The sequence below is a fragment of the Deltaproteobacteria bacterium genome (assembly GCA_026712905.1).
Taxonomy (GTDB): domain Bacteria; phylum Desulfobacterota; class Binatia; order UBA9968; family JAJDTQ01; genus JAJDTQ01.
Map to the genome: position 1 here is coordinate 18,475 of JAPOPM010000202.1, position 16,691 is coordinate 35,165.

Annotated in this window: 15 protein-coding genes; 10 read left to right on the forward strand and 5 right to left on the reverse strand. The window is 66.0% G+C overall.

Going from position 1 to position 16,691, the window contains the following annotated elements:
• Positions 1-27: 27 nt before the first annotated feature.
• The 7 genes from OXF11_16725 (at position 28) to OXF11_16755 (ending at position 7,956) form a co-directional block, all read left to right on the forward strand.
• Positions 28-846: an SDR family NAD(P)-dependent oxidoreductase gene (locus OXF11_16725; protein ID MCY4488740.1), complete on the forward strand. Its 819-nt coding sequence runs from the start codon at positions 28-30 to the stop codon at positions 844-846.
• A gap of 324 nt (positions 847-1,170) precedes the next feature.
• Positions 1,171-2,253: an ABC transporter substrate-binding protein gene (locus OXF11_16730; GenBank protein ID MCY4488741.1), complete on the forward strand. Its 1,083-nt coding sequence runs from the start codon at positions 1,171-1,173 to the stop codon at positions 2,251-2,253.
• Positions 2,254-2,281: 28 nt separating this feature from the next.
• Entirely contained in the window at positions 2,282-3,169 is an 888-nt protein-coding gene (locus OXF11_16735) for an ABC transporter permease (GenBank protein ID MCY4488742.1), read from the forward strand.
• Between the two features lie 9 nt (positions 3,170-3,178).
• The gene (locus tag OXF11_16740; protein ID MCY4488743.1) at positions 3,179-3,952 is read left to right on the forward strand and encodes an ABC transporter permease; all 774 of its coding nucleotides are present in this window, start codon (positions 3,179-3,181) and stop codon (positions 3,950-3,952) included.
• On the forward strand, positions 3,942-6,050 hold the full coding sequence (locus OXF11_16745; protein ID MCY4488744.1) for an acetate--CoA ligase family protein: 2,109 nt from the start codon (positions 3,942-3,944) through the stop codon (positions 6,048-6,050). Before OXF11_16740 ends, OXF11_16745 begins: the two co-directional genes overlap by 11 nt.
• Complete coding sequence (locus OXF11_16750) at positions 6,047-6,871, forward strand: enoyl-CoA hydratase/isomerase family protein (GenBank protein MCY4488745.1); 825 nt, start codon at positions 6,047-6,049, stop codon at positions 6,869-6,871. The genes OXF11_16745 and OXF11_16750 overlap by 4 nt, the downstream gene beginning before the upstream one ends.
• A 2-nt stretch (positions 6,872-6,873) precedes the next feature.
• Entirely contained in the window at positions 6,874-7,956 is a 1,083-nt protein-coding gene (locus tag OXF11_16755; protein MCY4488746.1) for an ABC transporter ATP-binding protein, read from the forward strand.
• A 45-nt stretch (positions 7,957-8,001) separates the two neighbouring features.
• Here the strand turns inward: OXF11_16755 and OXF11_16760 are convergent, their stop codons facing one another.
• Positions 8,002-11,184 carry a hypothetical protein gene (locus tag OXF11_16760; protein MCY4488747.1) on the reverse strand — a complete coding sequence of 1,061 codons (3,183 nt, stop codon included), beginning with the start codon at positions 11,182-11,184 and terminating at the stop codon, positions 8,002-8,004.
• 384 nt (positions 11,185-11,568) lie between these two features.
• Here OXF11_16760 and OXF11_16765 point away from each other — a divergent pair, with 384 nt between their 5' ends.
• Positions 11,569-12,891, forward strand: coding sequence for an amidohydrolase family protein (locus OXF11_16765; GenBank protein ID MCY4488748.1), 1,323 nt, complete (start codon positions 11,569-11,571; stop codon positions 12,889-12,891).
• 111 nt (positions 12,892-13,002) lie between these two features.
• On the opposite strand, the gene OXF11_16770 is transcribed toward OXF11_16765, so the two are convergent.
• The 4 genes from OXF11_16770 to OXF11_16785 form a co-directional block, all read right to left on the reverse strand.
• Positions 13,003-13,758 carry a hypothetical protein gene (locus OXF11_16770; GenBank protein ID MCY4488749.1) on the reverse strand — a complete coding sequence of 252 codons (756 nt, stop codon included), beginning with the start codon at positions 13,756-13,758 and terminating at the stop codon, positions 13,003-13,005.
• A 6-nt stretch (positions 13,759-13,764) separates the two neighbouring features.
• Positions 13,765-14,169 (reverse strand): GFA family protein, encoded by a 405-nt coding sequence (locus OXF11_16775; GenBank protein ID MCY4488750.1) that lies wholly within the window; start codon positions 14,167-14,169, stop codon positions 13,765-13,767.
• Between the two features lie 33 nt (positions 14,170-14,202).
• Positions 14,203-14,625: a VOC family protein gene (locus OXF11_16780; GenBank protein MCY4488751.1), complete on the reverse strand. Its 423-nt coding sequence runs from the start codon at positions 14,623-14,625 to the stop codon at positions 14,203-14,205.
• 83 nt (positions 14,626-14,708) lie between these two features.
• The gene (locus tag OXF11_16785; GenBank protein MCY4488752.1) at positions 14,709-15,812 is read right to left on the reverse strand and encodes an amidohydrolase family protein; all 1,104 of its coding nucleotides are present in this window, start codon (positions 15,810-15,812) and stop codon (positions 14,709-14,711) included.
• Between the two features lie 140 nt (positions 15,813-15,952).
• Here OXF11_16785 and OXF11_16790 point away from each other — a divergent pair, with 140 nt between their 5' ends.
• Positions 15,953-16,204 carry a type II toxin-antitoxin system Phd/YefM family antitoxin gene (locus OXF11_16790; GenBank protein MCY4488753.1) on the forward strand — a complete coding sequence of 84 codons (252 nt, stop codon included), beginning with the start codon at positions 15,953-15,955 and terminating at the stop codon, positions 16,202-16,204.
• A 142-nt stretch (positions 16,205-16,346) separates the two neighbouring features.
• Positions 16,347-16,691 (forward strand): dienelactone hydrolase family protein (locus OXF11_16795; protein MCY4488754.1); only part of this gene is annotated, 345 nt, incomplete at its 3' end.

Consider the following 16,691-nt stretch of genomic DNA (forward strand, 5'->3'; position numbering starts at 1 on the left):
TCTGATAAACCATTAAACGACAAGGTCGTGATCATCACGGGCGGGGCTGGCGGCATGGGCACCACCATGACCCTCGCCGTGCTGGCGGACGGAGCGCGGGTAGCGGTGGTGGACAACCAGGAAGAGCGTTGCCAAGCCTTGGCCCGGAGCGTCGCGGGCGTGGCGGAAGAAGGCGCCCTCATGACCCTCACCGCGGACATCACCCAGGCGGAGGAATGCGAGCGGGTGGCGGCCGCGGTCGTCGGCCGCTTCGGGCGCGTGGACGCGCTGGTCAACGCCGCCGGCATCGGCATGCAGACCGTGCGCGCCAACTACATGAGCGAGCCCGTGCGCTTCTGGGAAGTGGAACCCGACCGCTGGCAGAGCGTGATGGACGTCAACTGGAAGGGCGCCTTTCTGATGGCTCGCGCCGTCACGCCCCACCTCGTGGAGCAGGGCTCCGGCCGCATCATCAACGTCACCACCAGCCTCGACACCATGTTCCGGGGCGCCTACACCCCTTACGGCATGTCCAAGGCCGCCCTGGAAGCCGCCTCCGCGAGTTGGGCCAAGGACCTGGAAGACACCGGCATCACCGTCAACGTGCTGGTGCCCGGCGGTCCCACCAACACGAGCTTCATCCCCGAAAACGCACCCTTCGACCGCGGCAAGCTGGTCCAGCCGGAGGTCATGGCCGCCCCCATCCGCTGGCTCGTGTCCGACGCCTCCCAAGCCGTCACCGGCTGCCGCTTCGTCGGCAACGACTGGGACACAACCCTGGAGCCCGACGAGGCCGCCCGAGCCGCCTGCCGCCCGGCCGCGTGGCAAGACCTGACCTCCCAGGCGGCCTGGCCCGACCGGAAGTAGCGCCCGCGGCAGGCCTGAACCCCTCCACGCCATTCCCGCGGAACAGGCCGTGTCAAGACGCCATCTGAGAGAGACGACAACCCCCTGAATCGTCATTCCCGCGGAAGCGGGAATCCAGGGGTGGGGAGGCGGGGCAACGCCGCTGTAGTGCCCCACCACCGCCCCTGGACTCCCGCTTCCGCGGAAAATTTTTGATTTGCCGTCCCCTGCCGCTTTTGATAAGGGTCGGCTCACGCAACGGGCTCGCGCCTGTTTGTTTGAGTTTGGGTTGCTGACGGCTTCAACGGTTTGGCAAGTCGACATTCGAGACAGGAGGGATGATCCATGAAGGACTCCAAGGAGACCAGCGGTACGAAGGGCGTCAACCGCCGTGCGTTCATCGGTGGCGGCGTAGCGGCCGGCGCAATGATATTGGGAGCACCCTACATCGCGTCCAAGGCCCGGGCCAAGACCAAGACCATCTACATCAACACCTGGGGCGGAAGCTGGGGCAAAGCGGAGGCCGAGGCCTACTACAAGCCCTATGAGAAGGCCAGCGGGATCGCGGTGAAACCCGTCACGCCGGTGTCGTTCGCCAAGATGAAGGCGCAGGTGCTCTCGGGCCACTACGAGTTCGACGTGGCCGGCATGGGACGGTCCGACTCCATCCGCGGGCTCAACGACAACCTGCTGGAGCACATCCACTACGACATCATCCGCCTGACCGACTATCCGCCGGACACCATCGGCTACAACGGCATCTCGCGCCATTCCATCTCCACCAACCTCGTCTACAACAAGAAGAAGTTCCCCAACGGCGGCCCGCAGTCCTGGGCCGACTACTGGAACGTGGAGAAGTTCCCCGGCAACCGGGGCGCCTACAAGGACGCCGCCCGGATGCTGCCGTTCGCGCTGCTGGCGGACGGTGTGCCCAAGGACAAGCTCTATCCCCTGGACATCGATCGCGCCTTCAAGAAGCTCGACGAGCTCAAGCCCCACGTCAAGGTTTGGTGGCGGCGTGGCTCCCAGTCGGTGCAGCTCGTGCGCGACGGCGAGGTCGACATGATGCCCATGTGGAACACCCGGGCCGGGGTGGCGGTGGAGCAGGGAGTGCCCCTCGAGGTGATCTGGAACCAGGCCCACATGCGCCGTTCCAACTGGATCGTGGCACGCGGCACTCCCAACGCGGCGGAGTCCTGGCGGTTCGCGCAGTTCTGCCTGAAGCCCGAGAACCTGGGGGTCTTCTGCCGCCTGATGAACACCGGCCCGTGGATCACCGGGGCCTACGAGCACATCGACGAGAAGAAGGCGCGGATGATGCCCACGTGGAAGGACAACCTGCCGCTCACGTACCAGCCCGATCCGCTGTGGGTGGGCACGAACCTGAGCGCGCTGACCAAGCGTTTCAACCAGTGGCTGGCCACATGAGACTGGAGGGTTCGACGGACCGCCACGAATGAATGCGACCTCCGCAAGGCCCGCCGACATCGCTGCCGGCAGGAAGGCGTCCAGGCCGTGGCGCTCCCGCGCCAACATATCGGCCTGGACGCTTTCCGCGCCGGCGGTGTTGTTTATCGCCGTCCTGTTCGTCTATCCGCTTCTGGACGTCGCCGTCATCAGCTTCACCGACCCGACGCTGTCGCTCGTCAACTACCGGGAGTTCTTTTCGTCGCCGCTCTACGCCAGGGTGCTGGGGAACACGTTCTGGTTCGCCTTCGTGGTGACCCTGATCTGTCTGCTCCTGGGCTATCCCCTGGCCTACGTCATCGTACGGTACGGCGGCACCCTGGGGTTCGCGCTGCTGCTGGTGGTGGCCATGAGCTTCTGGACGAGCTTTCTCGTCCGCACCTACTCGTGGCTGGTGATCCTGGGCAGCAAGGGGCCGGTCACCAAGCTGCTGGATTGGGTGGGCTTCGATCCGGTGCCGCAGATCCCGTTCAACAGCTTCGCCACCACCCTCGGCATGGTGCACATCCTGATCCCCTACATGATCCTGTCGATCTACGCGGCCATGCAGAAGATCGACCCGAACCACCTGCGGGCAGCCGCCAGTCTGGGGGCCACCCCGTTCCAGGGATTCCGCACGGTCTTTCTGCCCTTGAGCCTGCCGGGGGTGGTCAACGGTTGCACGCTGGTCTTCATCATCTGCCTGGGCTTCTACGTCACGCCGGTGTTGCTCGGCGGACCCAGGGACCAGATGATCGCCGGGCTCATCGGCGAGCAGATCGAGGAGCTTCTCGAATGGGGCTTCGCCTCGGCCATGGCTGTGGTGCTGCTGGCGACCACCATGGCGCTCCTGGCCGTCTACAACCGCTTGGTGGGGTTGGACAAGCTCTGGGGATAAGTGCGCGCCATGAACCTCCTGAGAGCCATCGCCATCGCCATCGGCGCCTTCATCGCGGCGCCGATGTTCATCGTCATCCCCATGTCGCTGAGCGACTCACCCTCGTTCGCGTTCCCGCCCACGGGTTACTGGCTGGGGTACTACCGGGAATATTTCAGCAACGAGCTGTGGACGGCGCCGACCATCAACAGCGCCATCATCGCCACCGCCACCATGTTCGTGACCATGGCGCTGGTGGTGCCGGCCTCCTTCGCCCTGGTGCGCTTCCGGTTCCCGGGCCGCGGGCTGGTGAACTTCCTGCTGATGATGCCGCTCATGGTCCCCCACATCGTGCTGGCGCTGGGCTACTACGCCGTTTTCAGTCCGGTAGGCCTGACCAACAACCACATCGGGGTCATCATCGCCCATTCCTGTGTGTCCGTGCCCGTGGCCTTCCTGATCGTATCCGCCACGCTCAAAGGCTTCGACCGCAACCTCGAACGCGCCGCCATGAGCGCCGGAGCGGGACCGCTCCGGACCTTCCTCCACGTCACCCTGCCGGTGCTGCGCCCGGGCTTCCTCGTGGCCTCGCTGTTCGCCTTCCTCCACTCGTTCGACGAGACCGTCATCGCCATCTTCATCGCCGGGCGCGACGCCTCCACCCTGCCGCGGAAGATGTACGAGAGCGTGCGGCTGGAGGCTGACCCGGTGCTCGCGGTGGTGTCGAGCCTGCTGTTCACGCTGGTGCTGATCGGCACGGCGATCGCGGCGGTGACACGCAAGAGGCCGGTCCATGCCACTTGAACAACTCCTCAAGCCGAGGTCCATCGCGGTCTACGGCGCCAGCGAGAACCGCGGCCCGGGCCGGCGCATCCTGGAGATGCTCGACAGGATGGGCTACGGCGGCACGGTCTATCCCATCAATCCGAGATACGAGACGGTGCTGGGCAAGCGCTGCTACCCCGGCCTGGAGGAAATTCCGGAAGGCATCGACGCCATCGTCTTCTGCGTCAACCACCGGCTCGTGACCGAGCCCTTCGAGATGGCCGCGGCACGCGGCTACGGCGCCGCGGTGGTGCTGGACGGTGGCTTCGCGGAACATGGCGAGGAAGGCCGGCGCCGGCAGCAGGCGCTGCAATCCGCGGCGCGCGCGTCCGGCATGGCGATGTGCGGCCCCAACTGCATGGGCGTTCTCAGCCCGCACCACCGCACGAGCCTCTACACCTCCAACCTGCTGCATCCCGAGAAACTCCCGGGCAACGTCGCCATCGTCACCCAGAGCGGCTCCATCGCCATCGGGCTCCTGACCGACTGCCGCCGCTTCGGCTTCAGCCACGTGGTCTCCACCGGCAACGAGGCGGTGACCACCACCGCCGAGTTCATCGAGTACCTGGCCGACGACCACGACACGCGGGTCATCGCCACCTTCACCGAAACCATCCGCGACCCGGAACGATACGTCGCCGCCCTGGACAAGGCGGCGGACGGGGGCAAGCCCGTGGTGGTGCTCAAGGTCGGGCGCAACGAGCGCACGCGCCGCGCCATCACCAGCCACACCGGCGGCCTCGCCGGCGAGGCCCGAGTCTTTTCCGAGGTACTCAAGCGCCACCGGGCCATCGAGGTCGGCGACATGGACGAGTTGACCGAGGTGCTGGCGTGTTGCCAGGGGGAACGCTGGCCCGGCGGGCGGAAGCTCGGTGTCGTGACGGCGTCCGGAGGCCAGGCCGAACTGATCCTGGACGTAGCCGGAGCCGCCGGCCTTTCGCTGGCGCCGCTGTCCGAAGCCGGCCGCCGCGAAGCGGAGCGCGTCATCGGCCCCATCACCGGCGACGGCAACCCCCTCGATGCCTGGGGCGACGGCAGATTCGACGTGAACATGCCCCACGCGTTGGAGGTGCTGGTGGCGGAGCCCGACGTGGACTCCATCGTCATGGTGAGCGACAGCCGCGACGACTCGCCCATGGTCCCCACCCAGTACACGCAGTACCTGGCCGAGACGGCCCAGCGGACGACCAAGCCGTGCTATTTCATGAACACCCGGCCGGGGCTCTTTCGACAGGAATTCGCCGACGCCCTGCGCGCGGTCGGCGTGCCCACCATCGGCGGAGCACGCCAGGGCCTGGGCGCGGTGGACCGTCTGGCGCGCTGGGCCATGCCACAATTCGATCCCCTGCCCGAGCCGCCGCCCACCGCCCGGATCGCCGCCTGCCTGCGCAACGGCAACCGGGAACGCGCGCACATCAACGAGGTGGACGCCAAGAAGCTGCTCGGCGAGGCCGGGGTGCCGGTGGTGCGGGAAACGATCGTGGCGTCGCGCGACGAGGCCCTGCAAGCCGCCCGTGACATCGGCTATCCGGTCGTGCTCAAGGTGGCGTCCGACGACATCCCGCACAAATCGGAACGGGGACTGGTGGTCGCGGGCCTCGCCGATGAGGCAGCGTTGGCGGGCGCCTTCGATGACATGGCGGCGACGCTGGAAGGGATTTCGCCCCCACCCGCCGACGCCGTGTTCATCTTGCAGGCCATGGTCCGGGACGCGGTGGAACTGTTCATGGGGGTGAGCCGCGACTCCGACTTCGGACCGGTGCTGGCCTTCGGGTTCGGCGGCGTCCTGGTGGAAATCTTCGACGACGTGGCGCTGCGGCCACTGCCGCTCCGCGACGGCGACGTCAATGCCATGATCGGCGAGACTCGGGGGCGCCGGCTTTTGGGAGGCGTGCGCGGCCAGGCCCCGCGCGACGTGCAGGCGATACGCGAGTGCCTGACCGCCCTCGCGGGGTTCGCCTGGGCCGAGCGGGACTCCATCGCCGAGATCGATTTGAACCCGGTGATGGCCCTTCCCCGGGGCCGGGGATGCATCGTGGTGGACGCGCTGATCGTCCCGCGGGAGAACAATTCATGACGGATTCCGAGCAAGTGCTCACGTATCGCAAGGACGGCGACGTAGGCATCATCTCCCTCAACCGGCCGGAGAAGCGCAACGCCCTCAACCGCGCGTTGTCCCAGGCCCTCCTGGGCGCCCTGGAAGCGTCCGATCAGGATCCCGGCGTCACCGTCATCGTGCTGCGCGGCGAAGGCAAGAGCTTCTGCGCGGGCCACGACGTCGAGCGCAACGACCCGGAGCGCGAGAAGGACCGGCACCATGCCATCCGCACCCACCACCGCCTGAGCCGCGGCCTGCGGCTGGCAACCGCCATCTGGGACCTGCATACCCCCATCATCGCCTCCGTTCAGGGGCATGCCCTGGGCGAGGGCTGCGTCATGACCATGCTGTGCGACCTCACCATCGCCGCGGAAGACGCCCTCTTCGGCGAGCCCGAGATACGCTTCGCCGGCCCTGCCACGGCCATGATGATGCCCTGGGTCATCGGCCTCAAACGCGCCCGGGAGCTCATCTACATGGGCGACATGATCGACGCTCGGGAAGCCCGGGACATCGGTATGGTCAACCGGGTGGTGCCCGCGGACCAGCTTGAGGAGGCCACCCTCAAGTACGCCCGGCGCCTGGCACTGATCGGGCCGGAGGCGCTATTCTGCGCCCGGACCTCCATCAACCGTATCCTCGAAGCCCAGGGCATCCGCATGGCGTTCAACAGCTCCGTGGATCTCATCGCGCCCACCTATGCCACCGAGTCGCAGGTGCACCGCGACTTCCAGGCCAAGGTCGCCGAACTGGGACTGGCGGGAGCGTTCAAGTGGCGGCGGGACCAGTTCAAGGAGTGACCGTGAGCGACGCCTATCTATGCCTGCGAGACGTGGTCAAGTCCTACGACGGCCGCGTCAATGCCGTGGACGGCATATCCATCGACGTCCGCAAGGGCGAGTTCCTGACGTTGCTGGGCCCCAGCGGCTCCGGCAAGACCACCACGCTGCTGATGATCGCCGGGTTCGAGGAGCTTACCGACGGCGTCCTGGAGCTGGAAGGCCGGTCTCTCGCCAACGTCCGGCCCTACCGGCGCAACATCGGCATGGTGTTCCAGAACTACGCGCTGTTCCCCCACATGACCACCGAGATCAACGTCGCCTTCCCCCTCAGGATGCGCAAGTTTCCCCGGGAACAGATCCGGCCGCGGGTGGAGAAGGCGCTGACGCTGGTGGGTCTTTCGGAGTTCGCCACCAAGTACCCGCGGGAGCTGTCCGGCGGCCAGCAGCAGCGCGTTGCGCTGGCCCGCGCGCTGGTGTTCGAGCCGGATGTCCTGCTGCTCGACGAACCGCTCGGAGCCCTCGACAAGAACCTGCGCGAGCAGATGCAGGTGGAGATCAAACGCATTCACGGCGAGGTGGGCATTACCACCATCTACGTGACCCACGACCAGACCGAGGCCATGACCATGTCCGACCGGGTGGCCGTGTTCAACGACGGCAAGATCGAGCAGCTCGCCCCACCGCTGGAGATGTACCACCGGCCGGCCACCTGGTTCGTGGGGAACTTCATCGGCGACAGCAACTTCTTCGAGGCCGCCGTCGTCGACGCGAACGCGGGCAGGCTGGCGGTGGATTCCCTCGGAGAGATCGTCGCGGCGCCCCCCGACGGCGGCATCGGCGCCGGCCGCGTCCATGCGCTGGTGCGGCCGGAGAACGTACGACTCCTCCAGGGAGGCGAAACCGGTCAGGGCCTCAACGTGTACGACATGACCGTGGAGGGCTCGGTGCATTACGGCGACAGCGTGCTGGTCATCGGCCGCGTCGGATCGTTGCCTCTGCGGGTCCGGATCCCGGGCGCGCAGGCGGCGGCGGTGGTCGCGCACGGTCAACTGCGGGTAGGCTGGCGGCCGGAGGACGTGCACGTCATCCCGCGCGCCGCTTGAGGCGACCCGCGACGGCATCTCCGATCGTTCGGCAGACTGTCGCGCCTACTCGCCGGTCTGCCGGACGGCGCCGAAGACACCCGTCAGATCACTGCGGCGGAATGTGCCGGCCGCGCCCTGATGCTGGGTTCCGTAGAACGCGCCCGAGAGGTTGGCGTTCCCGAGGGTGTGCCGGAACGCGCCGTTCACGATCCGCAAACCGCTCCACGACATATCGCCGTACCCGGTTCCAAGGTTGGTGAAGTCGACGTCGACGGTGGCGCCACCGAAATCGACCTCGAGCCGCGCATCCCCCGAGACCGGCGTCCACGTCGTGCCCGATCCGTCAACGGCGCGCACCTTCCCGGACCAGACCGCGGATCCGGATACGGGATTGGCGCCCGAGACACTCCCTTCGAGGCGCCCGGCGGGAAAGCTGTAGTAGTTTACCGTGCCCTCCTGCCTCACGGTCTGTGCCAGGAACGCGCCGAAGAGAGCTTCGCCGAACTGTTCACCCCATAACCCCCAGTCGTCGAACGCGAAGAAAGTCCCCAGGTCCCTGGTCGCACCGCTCTCGCGGAGCGTCACGGTATCCGCCATGCGCTGCGCGCCGAAGCTCCCGGTGACTTTCGCCGCGTTGTGGTGAAACGCCCCCGCGGCCTCCTCGTGCGAGGCGCCGAAGAAGCCCCCGTTGACGATTCCCGTCGTACCTCCGCCCCGGAAGGCTCCATCGGAGTCCAACTGGAGGTCCGTGAAGCCGAAGGCGTCAAGTTGCCGCAGGCCGTCACGGCTCCCGACCTCGGAAAACTCCAGGCTCACCCGATTCCGGCTCAACCAGAACGCCGCCGTCGCGAGCCCCTCCACAAAGGCAGCCTCGCCGGCGGCATGTCTGCGGTCATACCCCACCATCACGCCGGACCACCGGGCCACGGTGTCCGGAATGCTCCCGGACAAGTCGCCTTGGACTCCGGTCCAGGCTCGATGGAAACCCGCCGCCGTTCCGTCGGCCCCCGCCCACTCGTCCGTGTATTTCTCGAAGCCGGACGCGAACGCGGAGTGCTCCAGCGTCCCGACGTATGCGTCGCGCACGTGACGTCCCCGAGCGCCGTCCGTGGCCGCGGACGACTGCCGTTCCATCCTCAAGAAACCCCGATCGGAGTCCGGCCGTGCACTGTCCCGGGAGTCCCAACCGGCGGTGGCGGCCAGCACGCCGTCGCGGCTGATCTCTGTCCAATCGCCCCATTCCGTTGATGTGCTATGGCGGGACTCGCAGGCGGCATCCCCGTCGCACCGGTAGCCATACCATCCGTCGTCGGCGGCATCCGCCGATCCTCGCCGGTGCGCCAATCCAGCCAGATAGTCAGCCGAGGTCACCACCGCCTCGCGGCTGGGACGGTCGTCCTCCGTGGCCCCGAAGCTCGCCAGCAGACCGGCCACGGGGTCGTGCAGCACCCCCGCAACGTCCTCGTGCAGCGGGCCGAAAAAGTCCGCGTGCAGGATCGACGTTGCGCTGGTTCCGGTGAGCGCGTTGCCGGAGAACTCGAACGGGTAGTACAGACGTCCGCCGGCGAAGACGTCCCGGGTCCCGGCCGTGTGAACGGCGAGCGAAGTAAAGCTCGCCCTGCCGTCCAGCGTGCCGAGATCGAGCACCAAGGTCGCGTGTCCGGTAACGGGCGGCAACGCGGCCCGGTCCACGGCTGCTCCGATCAAGCCTCCCGCATAGCGCACCGTTCCGGTTGTCTCGTAGGATTCGCCAATGTCTCCGACGCTGCGTTGGCCGAACACGTCGACCCCGACATTCAGCAGATCGCGCACTTCTAGCGTCCACGGATCGTTGGCCGCACCGTCGTAGTACGGCTGTGGATCCGCCACGGCCACCCGCAGGTCGCGCGAAACCGACAGGGTGAAGGCCGCTTGATCGGTCCACCCCGCGAGTCCGTAGGTCTCCGGTCTGTCCGTCTCCTCGGCGATCGTCAGACCGAGATCCGCAAGAAAGGCGAAGTCGATGGCATGGGGCGTGAAGGCCGGCAACGCTGCCTCGCTCCGGCAGTAAGACATGAGCGAGACGCATACGCCGCTATGGCTGAAGTCGTACCGGGAAGCTGTCGGATTCCGCTTTCCGTCGACCCATGCCTTCGGATCGGCATCGTCCTGGAACGGAGCGGGAGCGCCGTAGACGGCCACCACGTTGGGTCCGGTCCACGTACCCGCCGCGGTATCCGTATGGTCGGCGTAGCCGGCGGTGTCCGTTCCACCCTTCCACGCACCGAGGACGTGTCCGATCTCATGGGCGAGCGTTGTGAACAGATCCTTCTCCGCGGCCCCGGCTAGGTGCGTCCTGTCGATATCGAGAGATCCGAAACGAGGTTCCCACGAAGCGCCGGGTCGTCGCGTTCCCTCTTTCGCCCAACCGGCTGTATCGGCAGGAAGGTCTTCATCCCGGATGTCGATCTCAAGACCGGTGCTGACCTCGCCTCCCTCTCCGACCCGCACCTCGATATCGGGCTCGGTCCCGTTGATCAACCACCCCTTGAATGCACCGGGCTCCCGCTCCCACGTGGACCAGGTATCGACGATCCGATGGCTCCACGCCTTGCCCGCGCGCCGGACCATGGCACGGAACCCCGACTTCTCCTGCATGGCCGGCGAAAGAGTGAAAAGAATTGAAAGGGTGTCGGCGGGACCCCCGATCCAGCGTCCGTAAGTGATACCGTGCCGGGAGCCAAGAATCCGGACATCGTCGTTATCGGCAAGATCCGGTGCCACCGAGGTCCCCTCGTCCGTTGCGACGGTGGTCCGAAGCGTTCGCAGACCCTCGGCGCTGTCCTCGGCCGCCGGGGCCGTCAAGGAGAGTGTCGCCAGGATACTGGACAGCGGGCGGCGGCCCCAGTGATCGAGCAGATCATCGGCCTCCGGATTGTTGCGCGGAATCCGCGCCAGACGCCGGCTGCCCGGTGTCGTCGCCGTCGAATCGCCGCTGACGCCCCCCTCCCCGGAATCCCCGCTGTCCACCGATTCCCTTTCGTCGCCGTCGACCGGCCGGCCATCGATCAGACCCGACCGTGCTCCGTCGCCGTCTTCGGGCAACTTCGGTACGACCGATGTCTGTTCCGCACCGAGCCCGAGTTCCGAGGACGGGGACGCAAATTCCTCCACCGGCGTCGCATGACGATGGAGGAGCGCCTCCCTGGAGCCGCCATCGCCCGCGCCCAGACAACCCGACAATGCCAAGGCGGGGAACCCCAGCATCGCGCAAACCTGAAGCCACGTACGAGTAGACCTGAAGAGCATGACTGCGTTTCTCCGAACAGACATGGAGCGAGGCGAATGACTCGGCCTTGTCATTCCGGTTCTGGCCCGCCAAATCCCGACTCCACCGAAGCACGTCAGCCGACAACGAGAGCGTCTCAATGTCAACCCGAGACTATCACGTTGGCCAACACAAAACTTGTCCTGCATTGTGGGAGCGGCTGCGCGGAACGGACGCGGTTTCCGTTGACAACCCGGCGAGCATTTGCAATTCAGGCTTGTAGCCGGCGTCCGTCCCGGCAATGCCAATTGTTGTCCGCGTTCTCGATCGCCGTCGGCTGCACCGCTCTTCGTCGCGTGGCGCCGATACTGGAGGAGATCATCATGCCTTACAGCGCCAAGGGTCGTACCAAGGACTTTCCCGTCTTCGACTGCGACAGCCACATCTACGAGCCCCCGGAGGTGTGGGACAAGTACATCCCCGAGCGTCATCGCTCGCTGGCCAAGACGCACTTCTACCGGGACGCCGACCGCCTCGTGCTGGTGCGGAACTCGCGCATCAGTTTCCGCAGCCCCAACGAGTGGAAGTACCCGGCGGAGACCTGGCACCCCGGCCTGACCAAGGAGGAGATCGGCAGCGTCGAGCCCGGCACCCCGGAATGGGACGCAACGGTCGGCCGCAACGCCAGCGCCCGGGACCCCCACGTGCGCCTCAAGGACATGGACGCTTCCGGCATTGACCAGGTGATGATCTTCCCGTCCACCTTCGTCTACCTGCCGCTGGTGGAGAACGCCGAGGCCGCCCACCTGTGCGCGCGGGCCTACAACGACTGGGTGTACGACTACTGCGGCGCCGACCGGAAGCGGATGTACCCCGCCGCGGTGCTGCCCCTCCAGGACGTGGACCGGGCCATCGACGAGCTGCGGCGGGTAGCCAAGCGCGGCTTCAAGTCCGCGCTGGTGCGGCCCATCATCGCGCTCAACCGCTATCCCACCTTCCCCGAGTACGACCCGTTGTGGAAGGAGTTCGAGGAACTCGGCATGGTGCTGGGCATGCACACTTTCCCGTCCCGCGGCGAGGCCATGTCGCCGGGTCTGGCCGAGCGCATGGGCTCCGACCGCAAGCGCCTGTTCGGCGACGAGGACATCCTCGTCTACTCGCCCGGCCAGTTCGTCGCCAACATCATGCAGGCCATGGGATCGAAGCAGGCCGGCGACGCAGCCTACGGCTTCATCGCCGAGGCCATGACATGGACCGGCGTCGTACTGATGACCGGCTGGCTGGAGAAGTTCCCGCGCCTCAAGGTGGCGATCCTGGAGTCCAATTCGAGCTGGCTGCCGCTGGTGCTGGAGAAGGCCGAGGGCTACCTGGAGCTCTACCGGCACACCAACGAGAACATCGGCGACCCCAAGGAGGTCTTCTACAAGAGCTGCTTCATCGCCTTCGAAGGCGACGAGGAGATCACCTTCCGCCTCTGGGATCTGTACGAGGACATCGGCCTGTGGTCCTCCGACATGCCCCACCTCGACGCCGCCGACGTGTGGGAAGCCATCGACAACATGAACAAGCACAAGGTCCCCAAGACCGCCCAGGAAAAGATGCTGGGCGGCAACGCCCGCCGCCTCTACGGCATCGAGCCGGAGCTCGTGGTCACGCAGGCGCCGGACGAGTACACGCCCGTGACCATGCCGCGGTTCGCCTCGTAGGAGAGGTTGACATAACTATGGTCCAGGGTACCGCGTCTATTTCGGCCGCGACGGCAGCCGGGGACTAGCTAGCGGAATGGCGGGAGGGAGCGGTAACCTGTCTCGTACCCGCTAACCGCTGACCACGGGTCCCAGGTCCGGCATCTCCGACAGGAGCCGGCCGTAGCCGGGGATGGGTTGGTGAAAGCCCAGGCGTAGCTGGGTTTCCCAGCAGCGGGCGGTGAGGGGGTAGATTACCGGCACGCCTATGCTGTTCTCGACGTCTTCCAGGACGTCCAGTATCTTCCAGGCGGAACCCAGCAGGTACAGGGCTTCGGCGCCGGGGTGGCCGCGGAACGACTGCTTCAGGTGCTCGGCGATGTCGGTGGCCGGGATGTTGGGCACCTCGTGGAACGGCGCGTCCATGCCCTCCATGGCGATAACGTCGAAACCGGCCTCCCGCAGGTAGCTGGCGAAGATGTCGTTGAGGTTGTCGGGCAGGTAGGTGCCGCCGAGCAGGCGCTTGATCCCCAAGGCCCTCATGGCGCGCACGTGGTTCTGTCCCGACGTGAACATCGGCACGCCGTACTTCTCCTCCCAGCCTCGGATCACGCGGCTCTCGCCGTCGAACCCCAGGATCATGAAGGGCGGCGCGCCGAGCACGCGGATCAGGTCGGGCTTCTGCTCCATGAGCCCCGCGGCCTTGGCCTCGTAGCCCGGTATGGAGCGGGTGAACTCCTCCTGGGTCCCCTCCTGGAAGTCCATGGTGACGTGGATGAGCTTGATGGCCGGCGGCAGACGCCGGTCCATCTCGTTGTCACCCAGCGTTCCGGTGCGGTTGGTGGGCCACACGGAGCCCACCACGAATTCACGGTCCTGTTCGGCCATGTCCGGTCAGTCCTCGTACGGCAGGTGGGACTCGTCGGTCGCCGCCCAGCCGGCGCGGCTGTCCCAGTAGCGGTGCGCCGACGGCGCCTCGCCGGGCTCGTCGTCGAGACTGCCCGCCGGAACGGTCATGCGCGAGCCGTCCCGGGTGGGGCGCGCCACCGGGCAGTTGCACTTCGAGCAGATGGCAATGGCGAACGCGCGCGCCTCGGGCATGTCCCACCGGGAGATCACCTCTTCGCCGGAAATCCATTTGAACTGATCCGGCGGCACCGAGATGTTGCTGGACTTCACCCCGCCCGTGGCCTTGCGGCAGCGCAGGCAGTAGCAGTGGGCGAAGCGGATGAACGGCGGACTGATTTCAAATCGGACGGCCTTGCACAGACAACTGCCCTGTAGCGTCTTCTCTGCCATGTCTCCTCCGGGTGTAGAGCCGAGTTTCCCGGGCTACTCGCGCGGCAACTCGTAGCTGATCATCCAACTGACGCCGAACCGGTCGATCCAACTACCGAAGTAGGCACCCCAGAAGGTCTCCTGCATCGGCATCGTGACCGTGCCTCCCTCCGAGAGTCTCGCAAAAACCTCGTCGCAGTGCTCCCTGCTCTCGCCGTCGATGGATATCGCGAAGTTGGTCCCCTGAACCGGAGGCGGACCGAAGGCGGAGGCGCTGTCGCTTCCCATCAGAAAGCCCGATCCAACGGCGAGGGCGACGTGCATGACGCGGTCCTTCTCCTCCTCCGCCACGTTCAGGTCCGGCGGCCCGTCGCCGAAGGTCTGTAGCATCTCGTACTCGCCGCCGAACACCGAGCGGTAGAACTCGAAAGCCTCCCGGCAATTGCCGTCGAAGAAGAGATACGTGTTGAGCGACATTCAAGTTCTCCTTGCGGTTCAGGTGTTCCGCATTCGCCTTGGATATGGGTTCTCGATTCGGACGTTACAGGCCACTAGAGCCACTAGAACCCGTACAGCCGTGCGGGATTGCTCTCCAGGATCGCGTTCTTGCCCGACTCACTGACGTCGTCCCGCTCGCGTAGCGTCTTGGCGGCGTAGCGTTCCCGGTCCGAGTGAGGCATGTCGGAGCCGAACACGATCTGGCCCTCCCCCACCAAGTCCATGACCCGGGGCAGCATGTCGTCCTCCACCTCCGCGCTCCAGTACAGGTTGCCGCGCTTGAGGTACTCGTTGGGCTCGACGGCGGCGTTGACGTTGATCTGCGGGTAGAGGTTCGCCAGCCGGTGAGCGTGCGGGTACCGATGGTTGAGGCGATCGAGGACGAACGGGATCCACAGGCAGCCCGCCTCCAGGAACACCACTCGCAGGTTCGGAAACCGGTCCAGGAGGCCGCCGGTCATGAAGGCCACGAAGCCCATCAGCAACGGCATGGTGAACGCGGTAATCCAGGAGGGGTAGAGCTCGCTGTAGAGGTTGTTGAGTGACGGGCACGACCAGCCCACGTGCACGCCCAGGGTCAGGTCCGTCTCCGCCATGGCTTCGTAGAACGGCAGGAACATGGGGTTGTCGAGCATGTGATCGCCCGCGGTCCCCAGCACCATCATGGACGAGGCGCCCAGGCTCTTGGCCTCGTAGACGCCCTGCACGGCCGAAGGGACGTCCTCCAGGTTGACCACCCCGGCCCACTTGAGGCGGTCGCTCCCCGAGAGCGTGTCGCCCAGCCAGCGGTTGTAGGACGAGCACAAGGCGGACATGAGGGCGGGCTCGGTGGTCAGCGGATAGGCAAGGAAGAGGGTCGGATAGATGACCTGGATGTCGATGTCCTCGGCGTCCATCGCCTCGAGGCGAGCGTTCAGGTCCGTCAACTCCTGGCTGTCGAGGCTGTCCAGGTTCTTCCCCTCGATCAGCGCGCCGTGCCGGGTGGGTTTGCCGTCGACCCTGGCCGGAGTGCTGAAGTTATTGCAGCCCAAGCCCGACCGACGCGGGACGACCTGCTCGCCGATCATCCAGTAGAACATGCCCCCCGAGCCGACGATAGCTGGCCGCCGGGACCGGAACGCCGGGTCCATGTACTTGTCGTCGAAGGTCGCGGGGCACTCGTTCACATGTCCGTCTGCATCAATGACTCGCATAGCGGTACCCTTTGCCGATTTAGGGTGGCAAGTCAAGTTGCGGCCGGCCTGTTACGGAGATGCAGTGCCGTTGGAAACATTGAACAGGTCGACCAACATCCTATAGTGCAAACATGATCAGGGTCGACGTCCTCAAGGCAGAAACTCAACTCGCCCGCTATGTCGCAGAAGTTGAGCAAGGAAAAACGATTGTTCTCTGCCGCAACAACATACCCGTGGCTGAAATTCGTCCGTTAACCAGACCGCCGAACCAACCGAGGCCCGTGGGGATCGATCGAGGGATGAAGGTCCCGTCTATTTTCTTCGAGCCGTTGCCCGAAGATCTGCTCGCCGCGTTCGAAGGGAAGCAGCATACCGACACCTGATTCCCTCCTCACCCCACCTGGATTCCCGCTTTCGCGGGAATGACGATTCGGGGGGTCGCTGCCTCTCAAACCAGCAAGCGCTCTTTCCGGTGTCACGGGATCGTGTTACGCTCCCGGCCATCATCGCCAGCCGGGAGGACCCATGCAGCTCATCGAGCGCTTGTTCAACAAAAAGGACCACGGCGTCGCCGGGTTCCTGGCGCACCCGCAACGGACGGAGCCGGGGCCGGCGCTGCTGCTGATCCACCCGAAGGGTGGGTTGACGGATTACATCAAGATCGAGGCCCGGAAATTCGCCGCCCTGGGCTACAGCACCTTTGCGCCGAACGTCTTCGAGCAACTGGGCTATCCGGAGCCCACCCACATCGTCAGCGGCGGCGAGATCCAGGCCAAGACCTCCGACGACCAGTTCGACGCCGCGCTCACGGAGAGCTGGCGCTTCCTGCTGTCCCAGCCCCACGTGGACAACAAGCGGGTGGCGGTTTCG

Bases quoted from the DNA above. Each gene is read 5' to 3' on its own strand.
- OXF11_16735 (MCY4488742.1), top strand. From the start codon at position 2,282: ATGAATGCGACCTCCGCAAGGCCCGCCGACATCGCTGCCGGCAGGAAG.
- OXF11_16740 (MCY4488743.1), top strand. From the start codon at position 3,179: ATGAACCTCCTGAGAGCCATCGCCATCGCCATCGGCGCCTTCATCGCG.
- OXF11_16780 (MCY4488751.1), bottom strand. From the start codon at position 14,625: ATGTCGCTCAACACGTATCTCTTCTTCGACGGCAATTGCCGGGAGGCT.
- OXF11_16750 (MCY4488745.1), top strand. From the start codon at position 6,047: ATGACGGATTCCGAGCAAGTGCTCACGTATCGCAAGGACGGCGACGTA.
- OXF11_16775 (MCY4488750.1), bottom strand. From the start codon at position 14,169: ATGGCAGAGAAGACGCTACAGGGCAGTTGTCTGTGCAAGGCCGTCCGA.
- OXF11_16745 (MCY4488744.1), top strand. From the start codon at position 3,942: ATGCCACTTGAACAACTCCTCAAGCCGAGGTCCATCGCGGTCTACGGC.
- OXF11_16765 (MCY4488748.1), top strand. From the start codon at position 11,569: ATGCCTTACAGCGCCAAGGGTCGTACCAAGGACTTTCCCGTCTTCGAC.
- OXF11_16790 (MCY4488753.1), top strand. From the start codon at position 15,953: ATGATCAGGGTCGACGTCCTCAAGGCAGAAACTCAACTCGCCCGCTAT.
- OXF11_16770 (MCY4488749.1), bottom strand. From the start codon at position 13,758: ATGGCCGAACAGGACCGTGAATTCGTGGTGGGCTCCGTGTGGCCCACC.
- OXF11_16730 (MCY4488741.1), top strand. From the start codon at position 1,171: ATGAAGGACTCCAAGGAGACCAGCGGTACGAAGGGCGTCAACCGCCGT.
- OXF11_16760 (MCY4488747.1), bottom strand. From the start codon at position 11,184: ATGCTGGGGTTCCCCGCCTTGGCATTGTCGGGTTGTCTGGGCGCGGGC.